At 44.8% G+C, this 19,410-nt stretch carries 20 protein-coding genes; 9 read left to right on the forward strand and 11 right to left on the reverse strand.

Annotated features, from left to right (window positions below):
* The first annotated feature begins 5 nt into the window (after positions 1-5).
* The 5 genes from R7Q46_RS05150 (at position 6) to R7Q46_RS05170 (ending at position 5,511) form a co-directional block, all read left to right on the forward strand.
* Positions 6-1,538: an aldehyde dehydrogenase (NADP(+)) gene (locus tag R7Q46_RS05150; RefSeq protein ID WP_213874526.1), complete on the forward strand. Its 1,533-nt coding sequence runs from the start codon at positions 6-8 to the stop codon at positions 1,536-1,538.
* 152 nt (positions 1,539-1,690) lie between these two features.
* Complete coding sequence (locus R7Q46_RS05155; RefSeq protein WP_005377862.1) at positions 1,691-2,365, forward strand: GntR family transcriptional regulator; 675 nt, start codon at positions 1,691-1,693, stop codon at positions 2,363-2,365.
* A gap of 30 nt (positions 2,366-2,395) precedes the next feature.
* Positions 2,396-3,160, forward strand: coding sequence for a transcriptional regulator (locus R7Q46_RS05160; protein ID WP_167415160.1), 765 nt, complete (start codon positions 2,396-2,398; stop codon positions 3,158-3,160).
* Positions 3,161-3,524: 364 nt separating this feature from the next.
* On the forward strand, positions 3,525-5,120 hold the full coding sequence (locus tag R7Q46_RS05165) for a S41 family peptidase (protein WP_318077359.1): 1,596 nt from the start codon (positions 3,525-3,527) through the stop codon (positions 5,118-5,120).
* Positions 5,121-5,190: 70 nt separating this feature from the next.
* A complete protein-coding gene (locus tag R7Q46_RS05170) occupies positions 5,191-5,511 on the forward strand; it encodes a hypothetical protein (RefSeq protein WP_137281910.1) in 321 nt (106 codons plus the stop codon).
* A 71-nt stretch (positions 5,512-5,582) separates the two neighbouring features.
* Here the strand turns inward: R7Q46_RS05170 and rlmF are convergent, their stop codons facing one another.
* Together rlmF and R7Q46_RS05180 are read right to left on the reverse strand one after the other, a co-directional pair.
* Entirely contained in the window at positions 5,583-6,710 is a 1,128-nt protein-coding gene (gene rlmF, locus R7Q46_RS05175) for a 23S rRNA (adenine(1618)-N(6))-methyltransferase RlmF (RefSeq protein WP_115385898.1), read from the reverse strand.
* A complete protein-coding gene (locus R7Q46_RS05180; RefSeq protein ID WP_005377870.1) occupies positions 6,697-7,212 on the reverse strand; it encodes a M48 family metallopeptidase in 516 nt (171 codons plus the stop codon). The genes rlmF and R7Q46_RS05180 overlap by 14 nt, the downstream gene beginning before the upstream one ends.
* A 138-nt stretch (positions 7,213-7,350) precedes the next feature.
* Here R7Q46_RS05180 and R7Q46_RS05185 point away from each other — a divergent pair, with 138 nt between their 5' ends.
* Positions 7,351-7,581, forward strand: coding sequence for a glutaredoxin family protein (locus R7Q46_RS05185; RefSeq protein WP_005377871.1), 231 nt, complete (start codon positions 7,351-7,353; stop codon positions 7,579-7,581).
* A gap of 27 nt (positions 7,582-7,608) precedes the next feature.
* Here the strand turns inward: R7Q46_RS05185 and R7Q46_RS05190 are convergent, their stop codons facing one another.
* On the reverse strand, positions 7,609-8,478 hold the full coding sequence (locus R7Q46_RS05190) for a LysR family transcriptional regulator (RefSeq protein WP_137281907.1): 870 nt from the start codon (positions 8,476-8,478) through the stop codon (positions 7,609-7,611).
* Positions 8,479-8,584: 106 nt separating this feature from the next.
* On the opposite strand from R7Q46_RS05190, the gene R7Q46_RS05195 reads away from it, so the two are divergent.
* The 3 genes from R7Q46_RS05195 to R7Q46_RS05205 all read left to right on the forward strand — a co-directional run bounded on the left by R7Q46_RS05195 (position 8,585) and on the right by R7Q46_RS05205 (position 11,156).
* Positions 8,585-9,808, forward strand: a complete 1,224-nt coding sequence (locus tag R7Q46_RS05195; RefSeq protein ID WP_213866584.1) for an MFS transporter — start codon at positions 8,585-8,587, stop codon at positions 9,806-9,808.
* Between the two features lie 89 nt (positions 9,809-9,897).
* On the forward strand, positions 9,898-10,470 hold the full coding sequence (locus tag R7Q46_RS05200) for a DUF1415 domain-containing protein (protein WP_213866585.1): 573 nt from the start codon (positions 9,898-9,900) through the stop codon (positions 10,468-10,470).
* Between the two features lie 110 nt (positions 10,471-10,580).
* Entirely contained in the window at positions 10,581-11,156 is a 576-nt protein-coding gene (locus R7Q46_RS05205; protein ID WP_005377875.1) for a nucleoside triphosphate pyrophosphohydrolase family protein, read from the forward strand.
* A gap of 70 nt (positions 11,157-11,226) precedes the next feature.
* Here R7Q46_RS05205 and btuD read toward each other — a convergent pair whose 3' ends face one another.
* The 8 genes from btuD to cobT form a co-directional block, all read right to left on the reverse strand.
* Positions 11,227-11,994 carry a vitamin B12 ABC transporter ATP-binding protein BtuD gene (gene btuD / locus R7Q46_RS05210; RefSeq protein ID WP_080960060.1) on the reverse strand — a complete coding sequence of 256 codons (768 nt, stop codon included), beginning with the start codon at positions 11,992-11,994 and terminating at the stop codon, positions 11,227-11,229.
* Entirely contained in the window at positions 11,981-12,976 is a 996-nt protein-coding gene (btuC, locus tag R7Q46_RS05215; protein ID WP_005389797.1) for a vitamin B12 ABC transporter permease BtuC, read from the reverse strand. Before btuC ends, btuD begins: the two co-directional genes overlap by 14 nt.
* An 82-nt stretch (positions 12,977-13,058) precedes the next feature.
* Positions 13,059-14,087: a succinylglutamate desuccinylase gene (locus R7Q46_RS05220; protein WP_318077360.1), complete on the reverse strand. Its 1,029-nt coding sequence runs from the start codon at positions 14,085-14,087 to the stop codon at positions 13,059-13,061.
* 274 nt (positions 14,088-14,361) lie between these two features.
* The gene (locus R7Q46_RS05225; protein ID WP_213871596.1) at positions 14,362-16,158 is read right to left on the reverse strand and encodes a M3 family oligoendopeptidase; all 1,797 of its coding nucleotides are present in this window, start codon (positions 16,156-16,158) and stop codon (positions 14,362-14,364) included.
* Between the two features lie 128 nt (positions 16,159-16,286).
* Complete coding sequence (cobC, locus tag R7Q46_RS05230; protein ID WP_053306936.1) at positions 16,287-16,901, reverse strand: alpha-ribazole phosphatase; 615 nt, start codon at positions 16,899-16,901, stop codon at positions 16,287-16,289.
* 11 nt (positions 16,902-16,912) lie between these two features.
* Complete coding sequence (gene cobU, locus R7Q46_RS05235; RefSeq protein WP_213871595.1) at positions 16,913-17,446, reverse strand: bifunctional adenosylcobinamide kinase/adenosylcobinamide-phosphate guanylyltransferase; 534 nt, start codon at positions 17,444-17,446, stop codon at positions 16,913-16,915.
* Complete coding sequence (locus tag R7Q46_RS05240) at positions 17,443-18,249, reverse strand: adenosylcobinamide-GDP ribazoletransferase (protein ID WP_213871594.1); 807 nt, start codon at positions 18,247-18,249, stop codon at positions 17,443-17,445. The genes cobU and R7Q46_RS05240 overlap by 4 nt, the downstream gene beginning before the upstream one ends.
* The gene (gene cobT / locus R7Q46_RS05245; RefSeq protein ID WP_213871593.1) at positions 18,249-19,292 is read right to left on the reverse strand and encodes a nicotinate-nucleotide--dimethylbenzimidazole phosphoribosyltransferase; all 1,044 of its coding nucleotides are present in this window, start codon (positions 19,290-19,292) and stop codon (positions 18,249-18,251) included. The genes R7Q46_RS05240 and cobT overlap by 1 nt, the downstream gene beginning before the upstream one ends.
* Between the last annotated feature and the right edge of the window lie 118 nt (positions 19,293-19,410).

Consider the following 19,410-nt stretch of genomic DNA (forward strand, 5'->3'; position numbering starts at 1 on the left):
GAATGATGAACCCACAAGAACCAACCACTTTTTACGCAGTCAACGCCTTTACTGGTGAGCCTCTACCTATAGCGTTTCCGGTACATGGAGAGCAAGAAGTTAATCAAGCCGCCTCAGCCGCCCAAAGCGTTGCGCGTGAGTTTCGCCAACTAAGCAATGCAAAGCGAGCGAGCTTACTTTGCTCTATCGCCTCTGAATTGGAAGTGAAGAGTGAAGAAATCGTTGCTCGTGCTCATTTGGAAACTGCCCTTCCCGAAGCACGTTTAAGCGGTGAAATAGGACGTACAGCGAGCCAATTAAGACTATTTGCCGAGGTTGTGAGATCGGGTAATCACCATCAAGCAATTTTCGATACGCCAAACCCAAACCGTCAACCACTGCCAAAACCAGATATTCGCCGTCAACAAATCGCAATTGGCCCTGTCGCCGTGTTTGGTGCGTCTAATTTTCCGCTCGCATTTTCTACGGCAGGTGGTGATACGGCTTCGGCACTGGCAGCTGGCTGTCCTGTGATTGTAAAAGGCCATACCGCCCACCCTGGCACCAGTCAACTTGTTGCAGAGTGTATTGAGGCTGCACTGGAGAAAGAGTGCTTACCGCAAGCCATCTTCACGCTATTGCAAGGTAACAAACGTGCACTTGGCCAAGCACTCGTTACCCATCCAAAAATTAAAGGGGTTGGGTTTACAGGTTCAGTCGGTGGTGGCCGTGCGCTGTTCAATCTAGCCCAGCAAAGACCAGAGCCAATCCCCTTCTATGGCGAACTAGGGGCGATTAATCCAACATTTATTCTCCCTTCAGCCATACGGGCAAACGCATCATTGGCTGAAGAATTTGTGGCTTCTATGACTTTGGGCTGTGGACAATTTTGTACAAAACCAGGCGTTGTATTTGTCTTGAATAGCCCAGAAACGCAAGCCTTTATCGAAATCGCTCAAGGGTTAATTCGACAACAATCAACGGCCACTTTGCTAACGCAAGGAATCCGAGAAACGTATGAATCCGAAGTGGATAAGCGAGCTTCCGAAACAGGCATTAACGTCACTCGTTCTGAACAAGCAGAAGCGACCAATGTCTCACCAGCACTGTTCGTGACGGACAGTAAAAACTGGCGTGAAAACCCGCAATGGGAGGAAGAAATATTTGGTCCTCAATCGTTAATCGTAATCTGTGAAGATTTCGATGACATGTTGAAACTGAGTGATTCACTGACTGGATCGCTCACCGCAACCCTTCACGCTACCGCTGAAGACGAAGAACAAGCCAAGCAACTGCTTCCAAGTTTGGAAGAAATCGCCGGACGCCTTGTATTCAACGGTTGGCCAACTGGCGTCGAGGTTGGTTACGCTATGGTTCATGGTGGACCATATCCGGCTTCAACCAATTCTGCCTCAACATCTGTCGGTGCGGAGGCTATTCATCGTTGGTTGCGTCCGGTCTCTTATCAAGCTTTGCCAGAATCTTTATTGCCGGATTCATTAAAAGCGTCGAACCCACTGGGTATCCAACGCGCCATAGATGGCAGTGTGTCCCAATAAGCCCACCAAATGGCTCAAAAAGGCATCAACTGATGCCTTTTATTTCACTCTACTTCTCAAAACCTTCTTTCCTAGTTGGTTTGTGCCAGAAAAACAATAAACTACTAAAGTAAAATGGATTGGATACAATATTAATTTCACGGGAGACTTCAATGTCACAGAAACCTGTTTTTAAAACGCGCACTCAGCTCGTTGAGGAAGCAATTCGAACTCAGATCTTGAAGGGCGAGTTAAAAACTGGTCAACCTTTACGTCAAGATGCGTTAGCAAAAGAGTTTAATGTTAGCCGAATTCCTGTGCGTGAAGCGTTAGTTCAATTGGAAGCACAAGGACTCGTTAGCTTTGAACCTCACAAAGGTGCGACGGTCACTGAGCTATCTCCAGAGAAAATCAATGAGCTATTTGAACTGCGCGCTGTCGTGGAATGCCACATTTTAGAGCGCGCGATTCAAAATATGACAGACGCTGACCTTGAACGCGCGCGCGAAGTTCGCGAACGTTTCGAGTCAGTAGTGAACAGTGGCGACGAAGTAGAAGAATGGAGCAACTACAACTACGAGTTCCACAAAGCCCTATATGCGCCAGCCAACATGCCTGAAACTATGGACGTCATTTACAACCTGAACACAAAGTGTGACCGATACATACGCATGCAGCTATTGTTTACTACAGGCATTAAAAAGGCAGAAGAAGAGCACTTAAGCTTGTTTGAAATGTGCCAAAATCGCGATATCGAAGGCGCCAAGTACCTACTGAAAAAGCACATTCTAGAAGCAGGCACAGCGATTCGAAACCTGCTGCTTGAAAGGCAAAATATCAGCCAGTAAACGGAATAACGAATAAGGTGATATTCAAGGATGAATGTTGGACCAAAGTTTTTACTTGCAGCGCTACGACAAAAGATTAAAGAAGAAGGGCTTTGCTACAATTCCTTGTCAGAGAAAAGTGGCATCCCTTTATCTAGTATTAAACGCCACCTACATAATCCAGCTTTAGGTTTGGATAAAGTACTTATTTATCTGAACTACCTGAATACCGATCTCATCGAACTCGCAACCTTAGCCAACGAGCTTCAGCACCAAAACGAGCAAATGCTAACAGATGAAGAGAGCGCCCTTTTCGTTGAGCATCCTTATTTACTTGATTTTATTTATATGCTGACTTCTCGTGATATTAAACCGCAAGAGATAGCCCAAACTTACGGACTTTCTGATACAAGCTTACGATTCTATTTGCGTATCGCGGAAATTCTAGGATATGTCGAAAACTTCGGAGACGGCTTGTTTTACCGTTCTGGTCGTCGATTTATTATGGAAGAAGGTACGGCATTAGACACCTTATTCAAAGAGCGATTTCAACAAGATTCGCTTTCTCATGATATCAACCCAGGCGTATGTATAGGTCGTATTAGGCTCACCGAAGAGCAGAAAGTGCAAATAGAGAACGAGCTTTGTAATAAATTAGCGAAACTTAACGCAGTTAACACTTCCAACAATGAAGGTGAACTAACAAATATATTAATGCGCTGCACTCCCGGTGCTCAGATATTTTTCGCTGATGATTTACCTAACATTGACGGAAGCCTATTAAAGCACGTCGCTCAACTCACTAAATTAAGTTAAAGCATCAGACAAATAAATCAAACAAATCCCAGATAACATCATATACTCCTACCAAACTATTGATTCAAAGCGTTTCCTGAATCTAATTCTGATTTTTATTTAGCAAGCATCGCTTAGTCAACTAAGAACTTGTCTTAATTTCACACTTATTAATTGTCTTGTTAGCTCTTTTGAAATAGACAGAAAACTTAAGTAATGACTAATTTAGCTTAAGTATAAAAGACAACTTTTTTACGTTATTTACCTCACACTATTTAACTATAAATTTGCAGACGAACAAATTAAATTAATACATTCACCTAGCTAATAAAAACAAAAGCAAAACACATAATTATAATTCTATTATTTATAAGGACATAGAAAAGTGAAATTTAAGTATTCTTTAGCAACGGCAGTCACTCTCGTATTATTACAAGGCTGTGGCGGTGGCGGCGGTGATGGTTCATCACCTACTCAGTCCACTAGCAGTGCAAACGGTCCAACATGGAAAGCCGGTGATTTTAGCCAACCGTCGAAAACGTTTATCAACCAATGTGAAACGCCCCGCGTCGGACTGGACCCATATGACAACTATGCCGCCTATCCAGATAAATTGGGCTCTGCATTACACGAAAAACTCTTTTTAAGAGCTTTTACTAACGAAACGTATCTATGGTATGACGAGGTTCCTGATAATAATCCAGCAAACTACAAAACTGTTACTGATTACTTCAATACGCTGGTCACCTCTGCTACTACCGCGACGGGTAAACCAAAAGATCGCTTCCATTTTACCGTCCCTTATGAAGATGATATGAAATCATCGCAATCCGGTTTAGTTGCTGGATTTGGTTTTAACTGGGCATTCCTACGTGGCGTACAACCTCGAGACGTTCGTATTTCCTACACTGAAGAAGCCTCGCCAGCTGATAGAAGCGGCATTGCTCGTGGTGATAAGCTTCTGAAAATCAATAATATTGATGTGGTTAACACCGGTAGTCAGTCCGACATTGATTTTATTAACAAAACGCTCTTTAACCCTGACATCAATCAAGATTACACCTTCACATTTGAGAGTGTTGACGGTCTAGAGAAAACCGTGACGCTTACCGCCTCTGATGTCATGACCTCTCCAGTTAAAAATGCCAAAGTGATTACACACAATGGTATGCGGATCGGCTATCTGCAATACAACTCCTTTGAACCAAGCGCTCAAGCCCCGCTTATTGAGGCGTTCAGTACGCTCTCAGCAGAGAATGTTGACGAGATCGTCGTTGATTTACGTTACAACGGCGGTGGCTTAGTCCTTCAGTCCTCGCAAGTAGGCTACATGCTAAGCGGTGCTGGTCAGAACCGAGTCTTCAGTGAGTTGATTCACAATGACAAAGTGATGCGTACCATTAAAGATGGGGATAACATCTATCGCTTTACAAATCTAGCAATAGACTGGGCAGCACAGAAATATTCGGATCAAGTGCTTCCGACACTGAACAAAAAGCGCGTATATGTGCTGACTTCAGGAGGCACGGCTTCCTCAAGTGAACTGTTAATCAACGCTTTGCGCGGCATTGATGTGGAGGTTATCCAAATAGGTTCAACAACCACAGGTAAACCGTATGGGTTCTCACCAGAACAAAACTGCGGCACTATGTACTACACTATTCAGTTCAAGTCGGCGAACGAGAAAAAATTTGGCGACTTCGCTGATGGTTTTATTCCTACTCCAAAGAGCCAAATCAATACCGAGCTAGGCTTAAACAATAGAGTGGAAGGTTGCTGGGTCAATGACGACCTAACAAAACCATTGGGCGATCCGTCTGAAGGTATGCTTTCTGCGGCACTAAACTACATGGAAACTGGAACCTGTCCGCCAGTATCCCCTTCAAGTTTCAACGCCATGCCGCGTAACATTTCATCTCCGGAGTTAAGCGATCTTCGCTCTCCGCTACGAACAGAGGCAATTCATGTTGAGATCAACTAACTTTTTACGAATGCTGATTCGGGTTGCGCTTTTCTTAGGCACTTCGATTTCTTTGATAGGATGCCAAGCTATGTCACAAGAACCCGTTGAAGCATTGAGTAAAAAGAACTCTCCGGAAACAGTCATAGAGATTCAAAACGCGATCGCAGAAATCCAAGGGACACCAGCACCTAGAGTCGCAAATAACGTATTTGAATCCTCACCGCATTTGTTGATTGAAAAAGGACGAGTAAAAGGGAACAACAATCAACTGTTGGATGGCAGCTATACGGATCTTCCAGACCAATATACGTTGCAGATAAGAGGTGAAACCTGTGGCTTGTACTATGCCAAAACAGATACTTTTGTCTCTCTCAGTTCACTAGATTGTGAGCCCATCATTAAGTTTTAGATCTCCCAAAATAGAAGCCCGCTGATATCAGCGGGCTTCCTACTTTATTGTTCAGTGTGAAACGGTCAACGTTACTTTAGTTCAATCCATGCTTTGCGCTGTTGCTTATCCATGTATGACCAAGCTACAAAGCGGCTCACTTTCTGCCCTTGACTCATTTCAACCACACGAATGGCTTTCACACCCAATTTTTCAAGCTGCTTGCGCATCGGGCGAACGTTGTCTTTTTTGGATATAAGTGTTGTAAACCACAAGACCTGTGCGGCAAAAGCTTGGCTTTCATTCGCCATTTTTCGGATAAACGCCGCTTCTCCGCCTTCACACCACAATTCAGCGTTTTGACCGCCAAAATTCAACGCAGGCTTACTTGTCTTTACTGGTGCGGTTTGAGGTTTTAGCCCTTTCTTGCGCTGGTTTGCTTTTAGATTATCGATTTTACGCTGGCTGCCCATAGCGGCATCTTCCGCCGAACGGTGGAATGGCGGATTACATGTCGTCACATCATAACGATCATTCGGTTGAATGATACCTCGATAAATATTGGCATCATTGTATTGCTGTACCAGTGCAATTTTTCCCTTCAAAACACGATTGTGCTCTACGATCGTTTGAGCCGATTGGATGGATTTTGGATCGACATCGCTGCCCGTATAGTGCCAACCGTATTTTGTTACACCAACAATCGGATAAATACAGTTTGCTCCCACGCCAATGTCCAACGCTTTCACTTTTTGGTGCGCGTACTGACCTTTTACTTCACCATCAAGAAGTTCTGCCACTCGGTGAATGTAATCAGCGCGGCCCGGAATCGGTGGGCAAAGGTAGGTGTCGGGAATGCCCCAGAACTCGATACCATAATACGCAGCAAGCAATGCTTTATTGAGAATTTTAACAGCGTTAGGATCAGAGAAGTTTATGGAGTCTTCCCCTTTCGGATTTTTGATAACGAATGGCTTTAACTGTGGTTCACTTTCCACGAGTTTTTTAAAATCGTAACGACCTCGATGAACATTACGCTCATGCAAACCATTCTTCGCTATTTTTATGAACTCGACTTCGCTCTTTCCTGCAGGCTGCGAGGATTTGCGCGCAACTTTGTCTTTAACACGCTTCGGCTTGGCTTTATTCGCGTCTTTATTCTGAGCCGCCTTTGAAGTCTTTGGCTTTGCTTGCTTCGCGTTGTGATTATTGTTCTTCATTCAAATTCGCTTTTAAATCGAGGTAAATCATAAACAAACGAGCATCAAATTCGAGTTGGTGATACTCAGGCTCCATATAGCAACATAGCTGATAGAACGCCTTGTCGTGGTTTTTCTCACGAGTATGCGCCAACTCATGTACCACCAGCATTCTTAATAGTGGCTCGGGCGCATCCTTAAATACATTGGCAATGCGAATCTCGTTTTTCGACTTCAGCTTACCGCCATGGTTTCTACTGATTACACTGTGCAAACCAAGCGCGTTGTTTACCGCGTGAATTTTCTTATCGTAGACGACTTTACTGATTGGCGCGGCTTTCTTCATGTAGCGGTTTTTGATTGCCATGGCGTACTCATAGAGTGCCCTTTCGCTTTTGATTTGGTGCCTGTCGGGATAACGCTTCTCGAACCAAGGAACAAACTTGCCACTCGCTATCAACGAGCTCACCTGCTCTACGATGTTTTGTGGGTAGCCTTGAATGTATCGAAGTGACGGATGCATAGAATTAACGTCTGTTATGACAAAATAAAGGCGCTCAATATACCTGAGATAAAGGACAGTTTCACCTTAGCTTTCGCCTTTCATTTATTGTGAAAGGCCGTTAAACTTCGCCTCCCAATGATAATGGAGAGAAACTCAATGAAACGTGTCGTCCTTTACGTCAAAGACAAATGCCCTCACTGCAAAGATGCTCAACGTTATCTGGATTCGAAAAATATTAACTATCGTTTGTGCAATGCTAAGATGCAACGCGGTCGCAAAGAACTTGATGCGCTTGGTGCTCGTTCAGTGCCAGTTTTAAAAATTGGTGATCGGGTAATGATTGGCTGGAACCCAAAGAACTTCGAGAAGATGTACAAAGGCGACTAGTGCTCGGACGATGAATCTGCGCTGCGTTTAAACGTAGCGCTTGATAAAGTCGATAAACGTTCGATCTGCTATTGATAAATACCCCTGCTTGCGCCAAGCAAGTGCCAGATCCAGCGTCACTGGTGGTTCAAACGGCACGCCAACAACGCCTGACTCATGTTGAGTCACCAATTCCAGTAACGCGGTAATCGCAAACTCTTGTTTTACAATACTCAAAATCAAAGGCAGTAAGTTGGTCTCGAATGATGACTTCATGGTAAACCCATGCTCCTCACTCACCTGATCCAAAAATTCGCGGTGAAAATAGCCATGCTGAAACATAACCAAATCGTGTTCAAAGAACTCATCAAAAGTAAGAGCGTGTCGCTGGGCTAACTCATGCTCAGGTGAAACAACTGCTACCATTTGGCTAGTAAACAAATGGTCAGTTTCTAGGTCATCAGGCACGTTATCACAACTGATCACACCGATATCGAGTTGACCATTGAGCAGCATACGACGAATCGATTGAGTCCCAGCTTCGACCAAGGTCAATTTTAACTCCGGGAACTGGCTTTTAAACGCCATCACAATTCGTGGAAAGAAATAACTGCCCATCATTGATGGCGTTCCGAGCCTTACTTCGCCTTTCGCTAAACCTTTCAACTCATCAATCGCGAGCTGCGCGTCGTGCAACTGTTGAATCACCCGCTTGGCATGTACAAGTAGCGTTTCGCCCTCTTTCGTTAAGCTGATTTTTTTATCATCACGGCGAAATAGGGTAACACCCAAAGACTGCTCAAACTTTTTGATAGAAATGCTTAATGCGGGCTGGGCAATATGCAGGGCTTTCGCCGCATGGGTAATATTTCCATGTTCAGCGACCGCCAGAAAATGTTTAAGTTGTTTCGATTCCATTAGATCAAAAATATATGGTGTCCATATTTTTAATATATTTTTTTAATTTATAACGAACTGATAGATTGATCACAGTCTCTCCATTTGCTCACATTAGGCAGGATTCATGGTCAGTTTTGGCACACCGGAATACAAACGCATTACGCTCTCGCTAGCGCTTGGTTCCTTCTTGGTTTTTTCAAATTTATACCTACTACAGCCAATGCTGCCCACTTTTGCTCAAATTTTCACGATCTCAGAAACGCAAGTGAACTGGTTATTTGCGGCCTCAACACTCGCTCTCTCTTTTAGCCTCGTCCCGATGGCTGTGTTGTCAGAATCAGTGGGACGAAAGCCAGTCATGATGGCTGGTCTGTTTTCGATTCCTACCCTTTCCGCTTTGATGCTGTTTGGTGACTCATTTCTGTTTTTGGTGGTATGTCGAGCACTGATCGGTGTCGCGCTCGCCGCTTTTGCTGCGGTCGCCGTGGCTTACATGGCAGAAGAGCTCGACAAGCACGCCTTCTCGATGGCAATTGGAACGTACATTGCGGCTAACTCATTAGGCGGCATTGCAGGGCGTATTAGCGGCGGCTTATTGGCGGACAATTTCAGTGTTGATGTCGCCATTGAAGTTATGATGGTGTTCACTCTTCTTGGTGTCATTGGCGTTCACTATTTATTGCCAACACAGCGCAACTTCACCCCGTCATCAAGCAGCTTACGCCATCAAAATCGTGCGCTTATTGGTCATTTTAAAAACCAACGCGTGTGGTTTGCGATGCTGATAGGAGGACTCAACTTTGCTTTGTTCGTCAACCTTTATTCCGTAATGGGTTTCCGTCTGGTGAGTGAACCTCACAATGTGCCCGTCGGGTTGGCCTCACTGATCTTTATTTGTTACTTGGGAGGGACTTTCTCCTCTCGTTGCGCAGGCCACTGGAGTAAACGTTATTCATCAATCCGCGGTATGTTCTTAGGCGCGATAGTGAGCATGACGGGGATGTGGATTGCGGCGGTTGAAAGCTTGACTGCAATGCTATTTGGGTTGTTGCTGATAAGTTTTGGTGCCTTCTTTACTCATACCCTCGCCTACGGTTGGGTCGGTCAGAACGCCACTCGCGCCAAAGCCACCGCGACAGCGCTCTACTTAGTACACTACTACGTAGGCGGTAGCTTAGGAGGATTCTTACTTCTTTATTGTTGGCAACATGGTGGTTGGTCGAGTGTTCTTATGGGAGGAAGCGCAGTCTACCTAGCGATGTTTGCTGCAATTGCGTATTTGAAACACATTGCCGAAAGAAAGCATACTGACCAAACACCTGACGCTGCGAGTTTAAAGAGTAGCTAAGGTACGCTCATTTGCGTAATACCTCTCTGGTTACTTGGATAACCAACTCTGCTATGCTTGCGCTACTTTAATAAAAACCAGAAAGTCGTATGTCAACGCGTTCAACACAAAACACAGATATCGAAGCGATCACTCAACAGGTCGATCAATGGCTCAACGATGTAGTAATCGGTCTCAACCTTTGTCCGTTTGCTGCCAAGCCGCAACGTAATAAACAAATCAAAATCTTTGTTAGTGAAGCGACTCAAGAAGAAGCGCTTCTAGAAGATATTTTATTGCAGCTGATTGAGCTGAGTAACACAGAACCCGAACAACTTGAGACCACGTTGGTTGTGGTTCCCGCCATGCTACAAGATTTCTGGGACTACAACTTTTGCATAGATTGGGTTGAAGGATTAATTAAGCAGCAAAACTGGGAAGGTGTTTTCCAAGTAGCGACTTTCCATCCTGATTACTGTTTTGGCGGCGCAAGGCCTGAAGACGACGAAAACCTAACCAATCGTTCTCCTTACCCGATCTTCCATTTGATTCGCGAAGAGAGTATGGAAAAGGTACTAAAACACTATCCTGATCCTGAATCCATTCCCGATACGAACATCGCTCGTGTTTCCGCCCTTTCAGAGGAAGAACGTAAAAAGCTGTTCCCTTACCTATTTCGTTAAGCCCCACCATTCCCCAAAGGCAGATTTATCACCAGTTAGATGCAATGCCCTTGGGGTTCAAAGTGCGGTTTGGTATCATTGCCGCTTCAATCGATTCAATGGAAATTAGAATGCAACTGTCAAAGCTAACCCAAGAGATTTTTGATCACTTATACCGTGATATCACCGAGTTCCGTAGTACGTTCGACTTACCAGTCGCAGACGCTGCAAGCCTTGATACGCAAGCAGACACACTACACACCTCTTTGGCGATCGAAGAGCTAACAGAGCTAGCAGAAGCAGATTGTAAAACTGAGCAAGCAGATGCCATCGTAGACAGCGTGTATGTATTAATGGGCCGTCTCGTTCATCTTGGCCACAGCAAAGTAGAAGACAATCTGGCGATCAGCTACTTAATTGATCTTCTATTAAACGTTGCGGTAAACCGTGGTATCGAGTTTATTCCTTGCTGGGATGAAGTACATTCAAGCAACATGAGCAAAGTATGCCGTAACGAGCAAGAGTACTCAGAAACAGAAGCATTCTACGCAGAACAAGGCATCAAGTTGATGGCGGTGCAGAAAGGTGAATACATCATCGCGAAATGCGCCGAAGATTTCGTATCGGAAGGTAAAACCATTCGTAAAGGCAAAGTACTCAAATCTGTTTACTACCGCCCAGCAGATCTAAAACCGTTAACTCAATAAGCGTTGAGTTTGGCTATCTCGATTAAAAAAAACGACCTCAAGTAGGTCGTTTTTTTATTGTCCCTAAATACTAATCAAAGATTAAATAAGGTTGCTCATCTACGATGACCTTTTTGACTTGAGTATTGAACACTTCCCCGAGAGCTTCTTCCGTTAGCACAGTATCGGCATTTCCTGATGAGTGCAGCACACCGTTGTTAAGCAGCAATACTTTATCTGCGTGCTTTAATGTGCGATTGAGATCGTGATTAGCAACTAATACTCCAATTCCCTGCGCCGCCATAGCGTTAATCAATTGATAGAGCAGACCCTCTTGCGCAATATCTAACGGTGCTGCTGGCTCATCCAAAATTAAAAACTGCGAAAAAGGATTAATGGTACGCCACACCTGCAAACATACACCTGCTAATCGGACACGCTGCCACTCACCACCGGATAATGTTTGAATACTGCGATGAAGCTTATCTTGCAGTTGTACCAGCTCCACCACCATATTGACGGCATCACGCACTTTGATATCCGCAATCTCAGCACCACTTGGCAGAGATAAAGCGAGATACTGAAACACATCAACATTAAACGCTGGGCGCGATTGCTGACACAAATAACCTCGAACATGAGCTTGCTCTGACAACGGTAAAGTAAGCAAGTTTTTGTTGCCAACGTACACTTCACCACTCATACCGTCTCGGTGACTTAACGTACCAGATATCGCAGCCAATAAAGTACTCTTACCGGAACCATTAGGCCCAACGATATGTACGATTTCGCCAGCTTTGCATTCAAAAGAAAGAGGCAATAATCGACTACCAACCGACATATGTTTAACGTGCATCATGACTCTTCACCAGCATCCAGATGAAAATAGGTGCGCCAATCGATGTTGTCATGACACCTAGAGGTAACTCTGCGGAGTCCAATAACAGTCTTGCGCCGATGTCAGCAAATACAAGCAACGCAGCACCAGATATTGCAGAAAGTGGCAATAAATAACGGTTTTCCGTACCAAAAGCCAAACGCAACAAGTGCGGCACCACCAAACCAACAAAACTGATGATGCCACCCAAAGCGACTGAGCTACCCACCAAAACAGAAATGGCGAGGATCAATTTCCAACGCATTTGATGCACATCGACACCCAATTGGGTCGCATGAATCTCACCTAGCATCAATTTATCAAGCGACTTGCCTTTACAACATAACCAGATAAGCACCGGTAACATCACTAAAGTAACGGTATGTTGATACCAACTTGCACCGCCAATACTGCCCATTAACCAATACATCAGTTGGCGTAAACTTAGATCATCACTAAAGTAAAATGCCCACGTCACAATCGCGCTCGATAAAATACCCAATGCAACCCCAACCAAAAGCAATCGAGCGGTCGTCAGGTGCATTGCCCTTGCTATCGCCACCAAAACAAACGTGAATACCATCGAGCCGGCAATCGCTGCCAACATAAAAACAATCGGGGTAGGAAGAACAGGTGACGCGAACATGATTAAGACCATTGCTAAGCTTGCACCACCAGATATACCAAGCACGCCAGGTTCAGCCAACACGTTCCCAAGCAACACTTGTAACGTCGCGCCAGATACCGCTAACGCAGCACCAATAATTGCCGCAGACACTAACCTCGGTAAACGCAAGTCCAGCAATAACTTCTGTTCAAATGCAGATAAGGATTGAAAAGGAGAAAAGAAAATTTCTCCGACCATCAAGTGAATGGCAGAGAGTACAGCGAGCACGATCGACATAACCATCAGGTTACGTTGCCAGCGTCGTTCCTTGTTCAGGATAAGTTGTTGAAAATCCATAGCGGCCGATAAAAACAAACGAGGCTTAACCTTACAGTTAAGCCTCGGTAAATTGCAATTAACTTCTCAAAGCAATGTTGGATTAATCGTAAACCAACTCACCCTCTTCAAAACGGGTTTTCACTTCACAAACCATCAGAGCTGCACGTTGACCTATTGCGACGTGGCGGTTCGGGAAGACAATCGCTTCGTTTTCATTCTTCGCCATTAATGGTTTGTCGCCATCATGACCAAACACTTCGCCGTGAACAAATGAGGTGAAGTTTTCAACATTGTCGTCGAACATAAAGTCAAAGTCTTCGTTCAAACGAACGATTGTGCGACTTACGCGATACTTAATGCATGGTTTTGGTAAGTGTTCTGGCTTCGTTTCCGCAATCAAATTACGTAAAGACAAATCAAACGCGGTCAGTTTATCGAGGTCATTTTCACCGATACGAGCCACACGGCCAAGCTCCATTGTGAGAGCCTGCGCACCAAAATTCTCGGCACTGTACCAGCTAAACGTGCTCGATGGTGAGTTTGACAGGAGCACTGCTTCAATGTGTGCACTGTCCAAGAAATCGATCAATGCCTTGCTGCGCACAGGATGACGAGTCTTAGGACTTACTGCAAACGTATAGTGCTTCGAGCCTCTAATCGCGCAGTGTAAATCAAGGTGCCAGCGTGTTGTCGGGTCGGTATCCTGATAAAAATCTCGAACAAGCAGCTTAAGCGTATCGGCGATAACAAGCTCTTTTGTCTGTTTGTGTTCTTTTTCGTCAAACAGACGGTTGAGATTTTCTTCGAGGAATCGCGTGTGCGCCAGAGTGGATTCTGGGTGAGCGATAATGAACAGACAACGGGTATCGACCGTCTGGAACCCAGATTCTATGTCTTGAATAATGGAATCCACCAGCTCCATAGGTGCGGTTTCATTTCCGTGAACCCCACAAGAGATGATGATGTTCTTCGTATCCTGAGTATAATTCGCAGGGATTACTTCTAATACACCACGCTGATAGAGTTTAAGTTTTACACCGTTAGAAAGCACCTGCTCCGCTGGTGCAACATCAATATGAACATCTAACGTGTCAGTTAAAAACGATTGGCGAAAGAGAGACTTCGTCATGCGTTACTCCTTAATAGCACGGCGGATATGTTAATAAATTGTACAAAGGATTTTTGTTGCTGCGATCTCACTTATGAGTAGAAATCACTATTTCCCTCGAAAATCCGATGCCTTTTCGCGCCAGGCACTCAAATCAAGCATTGAGGCGTTTAATTTTCAAACAATTACAAAGTGTTAGGGCTGTGAACTTTACCACAGCCCTGATTAAGATCATTATGATTTGATCAAATTTTTGTAGCTATAAAGCAGATTACGCATCAACACTGCGAAAAACTTAGCCGCGCTGTGCGAGCAAACGCTCAAACTCATCGACTTTTTCACGCACTAGCTCAACACTCTGCTGCCAAAACGTTGGCTGGGTTAAATCCATCGACAGATGCTTTTCGACGACATCTTCCGCCATCATGCAGCCTGTATCGCGCAGCAAATTGATGTAATCGGTGTAAAACGCTTCGCCTTTGGTTTCTCGCTGTGCATAGATACCCTTGCTAAACAAGAAACCAAATAGGTATGGGTAGTTATAAAAGCTCACGCTATCAATAGAAAAGTGCAGCTTGCTTGCCCAGAAGTACGGATCCGGTTCGCTCATTACGTCGCCATACCATTCTTTCCAAGTTTCTGACATCAACTCACAGAATTCATCTGCGGTTAACTCTCCATCCTGGCGGCGTTCATAGAACGATTTTTCAAACTCGTAGCGAACCGGAATGTTGATCATTAAAGCTAGCGCAGATGACAACTCTTCCCACAACATTTCGAGCTTTTCATCAACGCTCTCCGCTTTCGAAATCAAATGATCACGAACGATGTTTTCTGCAAAGATAGAGGCGGTTTCTGCTAACGTCATTGGGTAGTAAGTTTGGCAAAGTGGCAAATCACGAATAACCCAGTTATGGAACGCATGGCCAAGTTCATGTGCCAGAGTCATAAGGTCTGAACGGCTGCCACTCCAAGTCATAAACACAAGTGGTGTTCGCGTTGCTGGCAGTTTGGTGCAGTATGCGCCAAGACGCTTGTTAGCATTTGGCGCGGCATCAATCCAACCATTTTGTACCATCAAACGGACAAACTCCGACATCTCAGGGTTTACTGTTTCAAATGCTTCACAAATAACATCAATCGCTTCATCAAAGTCGTAAACCTTCGCTTCACCGCTCAAAGCAGGCATAGCCGCCAGATGATTCCAAGGCTTCATCTCATCCAGACCATGTACTTGCGCCATCAATAAACCTGCTTTCTGACCAATAGTTCGACTGTCTTTGGCTACTGTCATCATCGCATTTAAAGTTTCAGCTTGGATTCGGCTACCATGCAAACTCGGCTCTAGGAAGTGAACTTCACGCTTCGTAGAACGCTTTTTGTTTTCAGTTAAGCGCCATCCTGCTAACGCATTCAAAATCGCAGCGAATGATTCTTGGTGCGTTTGCATTGCATCTTGTACGCCACGCCACGCGGCTTCTTGACGCTCGAATTCAGAACCATAAAGAATGCTTGCCGCTTGAGAAAATCCAAGCTCTTCACTATTACCATCTGTGTACTCAAGCTTCACTTTCAATGAGCCAGTCAGGTTATCGTATAGGTTACCCCAAGCCGATTTGCCATCCACACTCATCGCAGCCAGTAACTGTTCTTCTGCGTTGCTAAGACGAGTATCCGCCAACTTTCTAGAATTCAAGATAGAAAAAGCTTGCCCACTGATATCAGGATTTTCATGGTCTAACACGCGCAAGATAAACTCTTCGTCGGCATGAGTTAATGTCAAATCAAAGGGACTGAACGCTTGGGAAAGCTCCGAAAAGATGCGGGTCATTTTACCAAGTAACGATTTCGCTTCGGCGTTTGTTGCATCAACAGAAGCATAACAACTCGCAAAATTTGCAACTGTACCCGCTAAACGACTCGCAGCTTCATTGGTCAAAATCGCATTTTGCATGATCTCTACGTTGCCACAATCTACTGATTGTTTATTCAAAAGATCAATACATTGTTCCACAAGAGCAATATCGTCTTGAATTCGTGGGTCAGAAAGGTCGTTATAAACGATGGACAAATCCCAACTCGGCGTTGTCATTTCTATATTTCCTTTTTATGTAACTGAGTCAATTTTCGCTTCCTGCACCTAGCAGATGGGCTTCCACTGACATCTTCCGTGACTATGCCCGTAAGCAATATCGTTCTGGGCATTTTAATATTTATAAATTAACGAGTTAAAAGAGGTACGCCAATCGAACGCACCGAGGCGTAAATTTGCTCATCTATAGTAATTGTTATATGCGTGACAGAAGCGTTTCCTATCGACAACGTCGAATACCACTTTGGGTTACGCCAATCTAACTCCAATACATGAGCAAGAATCATACGAATGACGCCACCATGCGTGACGATAAGTAGATTGTCATTGATATCGTTGATGATTTGAGACCAAACGCGACATATGCGCTCAGAAAATGTGCTTAAGCTCTCAGCATTCGGCAACGTATGTTGTGCTGGCGATTGCCAAAAAGCATCTAGCTTTTTCCACTGCTCAGTGAGCATATCAAAAGGCATACCATCAAAATCACCAAATGCCATCTCTTGTAAAGACTCATCCGTCATTACTGGTAATAATTGCTGTTCAGCAATGATGTTTGCCAGTTCTTGACAGCGTGAAAGCGGAGAAGAAATTATTCCACCCACACCTCGTCCACTCTCGGCCCAAGCCCTAGCAATACTCTCTTGATCAGCAGGCGTAACTTTTACATCTGTTTGGCCATGGAGTCCTGGTGGAGCGTCTACTTTTCCATGACGCACAAGATAGATATTGAGTGTTTTCATTTTGTTCCATCCTACTCTTTAAGAACCAACGGCAAACCAGCAGCAACAAAGGTAACGCGATGGCAAACACTGGCTAGTTTTTGATTCATCCGTCCTGCATTATCCACAAAATAACGACTAACCGCCCCCAAAGGTACAATGCCCATTCCAACCTCGTTAGAGACGAATATTAACGTCGCATCTGAGCCACGCACCACCTGTATAAGCTTTTCAATTTCTGCTTCTAGCTTCTCATTGGAACATTCATCACCTAACTCAAATATCCAATTGTTGAGCCACAAGGTTAAACAATCGACCAATACAACATCGGTGGTAGCGAAATTTGTCAGTAACTCAGATAAATGAAGGTGGCATTCATGCTCTTGCCACTCGCCCCCGCGTTGCTTTTGATGATGCGCTATTCGCTCTCGCATTTCTTGGTCAAATGGCAGCGCGGTTGCAACATAGTGTAATGATCGATGAGAAGCGACCGATAATTGCTTAGCTGTTTTTTCTGCCAAATGCGACTTCCCAGAGCGCGCGCCACCGATTATCAATTGCTTCATGAGGAGTGATACAACCCAATCATAGTGAGATAAATAAGCAGTTCCGACAACTGTTGCGCTGCGCCAAGGCAATCCCCCGAAAAGCCGCCAATTCTCTTGGTTAACCAACGTTTGAACATCAAACGAAATACCACGAGAACAAGCGATATCAAGATCGCATCCGCGATACCAAGCACAAGCAATGTTACGCCACCAGTAAACAACAAAATGGAGACTTCTAGAGAAGACTGGCGACTTGCTAGCGGTTTACTTTTCGACGTATCACTGTCACTGACATAAGGCATGTCATAAATAAGCGTCGCTGCTAGTGCTCGGCTTGCGGTGTAAGCGACGACAATGACCAACCAAAAGTGCGGCAAGTTAGCCAGTTCACTCCAAAAAACATACTTAGCCAATAACGCCATAATGAGAGTGGCGGCACCATAAGTGCCAATACGACTGTCTTTCATAATAGAGAGGCGTCGCTCTACGGTCATGCCACCGCCAATGCCATCCGCCATATCGGTCAAGCCGTCTTCGTGAAAAGCCCCAGTTAACAATAAGCTAAACACCATCGTTAATACTATGGCAACCGACTCTGGGAAAAAAATTGAGGTGAGCGAGAATACCAAAGCGCAAAGTGCTCCAAGCACGAGACCAACTAACGCAAAGTAACGGCCTGCCTGATTCATGCGTCCTTCACTGTAAGGCAACGCTTGGGGCACGGGTAAGCGGCTAAAAAAACTGGTAGCTAATAGAAATAACTCCCACTGGTATCTTAACGATGACGGCGTGACTTTCTCAGAATTATCAGGGACTGACACTATACTGTAACTCCTGCACTCTCGAAGCTCGCCATTTTGTTGTAAAACTGAGCGGCAGCTTTTAACAAGGGTAAGGCAAGAGCGGCTCCTGTTCCCTCCCCTAGCCGTAAACCAAGGTCGAGCAGAGGTTCTGCTTTAAGATGTTCCAATACAAATTTATGTCCATTTTCTTCAGAGCGATGGGCAAACAACATGTATTCACGCGTTTCTTCATCTAGCAACGTCGCAATATAAGCCGCTACCGATACGATAAACCCATCCACTAAAACTGGAGTTTTAAGCCGCTTGGCTTCTAAAAAAGCGCCCACCATTTGTACGATTTCAAAACCTCCAACCTGTGCAAGAATCGCTTTAGTATCAAGACCTCGACATCGGTTTACCCCCTGTGCTACCAGTTTATATTTGCGGCTCAACTGCTGTTGATTGATTCCAGTGCCAACGCCAACACAATAATCAATATCTAATGAGCTCAGCGCCGATAACAGTGCTGAGGCCGAACTGGTATTACCGATGCCCATCTCACCGAACATCAAGAGGTTTGAACCATGCAAAATGGTTTGCTCAGCAATCTTCGCACCATATTCTAAACCTAGCGCCACTTGTTCTGGGGACATCGCGGATTGTTTAGAAAAATTAGCCGTACCGTTACCCAACCGTTGTTCAACCAAGTTGGGATGGGATTTAAATTCTGGAACAAGCACATCAATAGGAGCCAACATGCCGCAATCTATTACTTTGAGTTGAATGCCATTAATATCGCAAAAACAGTTGATGGCTGCGCCGCCAGCGAGAAAGTTAGCCACCATTTGCTGAGTGACTTCGCTTGGCGCAATGCTCACGCCCTCCTCTGCAACGCCGTGATCTCCAGCAAATACCAGCATGCTTGGTTTGCAGATAGCGATGGAATCAACTGGCTGAGGTTTATTCTGACTTTGAATAAGAGCTAACTGCAGTGCAACCTTTTCCAATAAGCCTAAAGAACCGACGGGTTTGGTTTTGTTATCTATGCGTGCTTGTATCTCCGCAGCAAAAGAGCCATCCATTTTTTACGTTCCTTTGATGTTGTCTGGGTGAGAGGTGTTCTGTTGTTCAAGAGGTCTTGTTCAGCGACAGTTTTTGCGCGCCCACTATTGTATACACTTGCATCCAATTGGGGCAGCG

The sequence above is a fragment of the Vibrio sp. 811 genome (assembly GCF_033339195.1).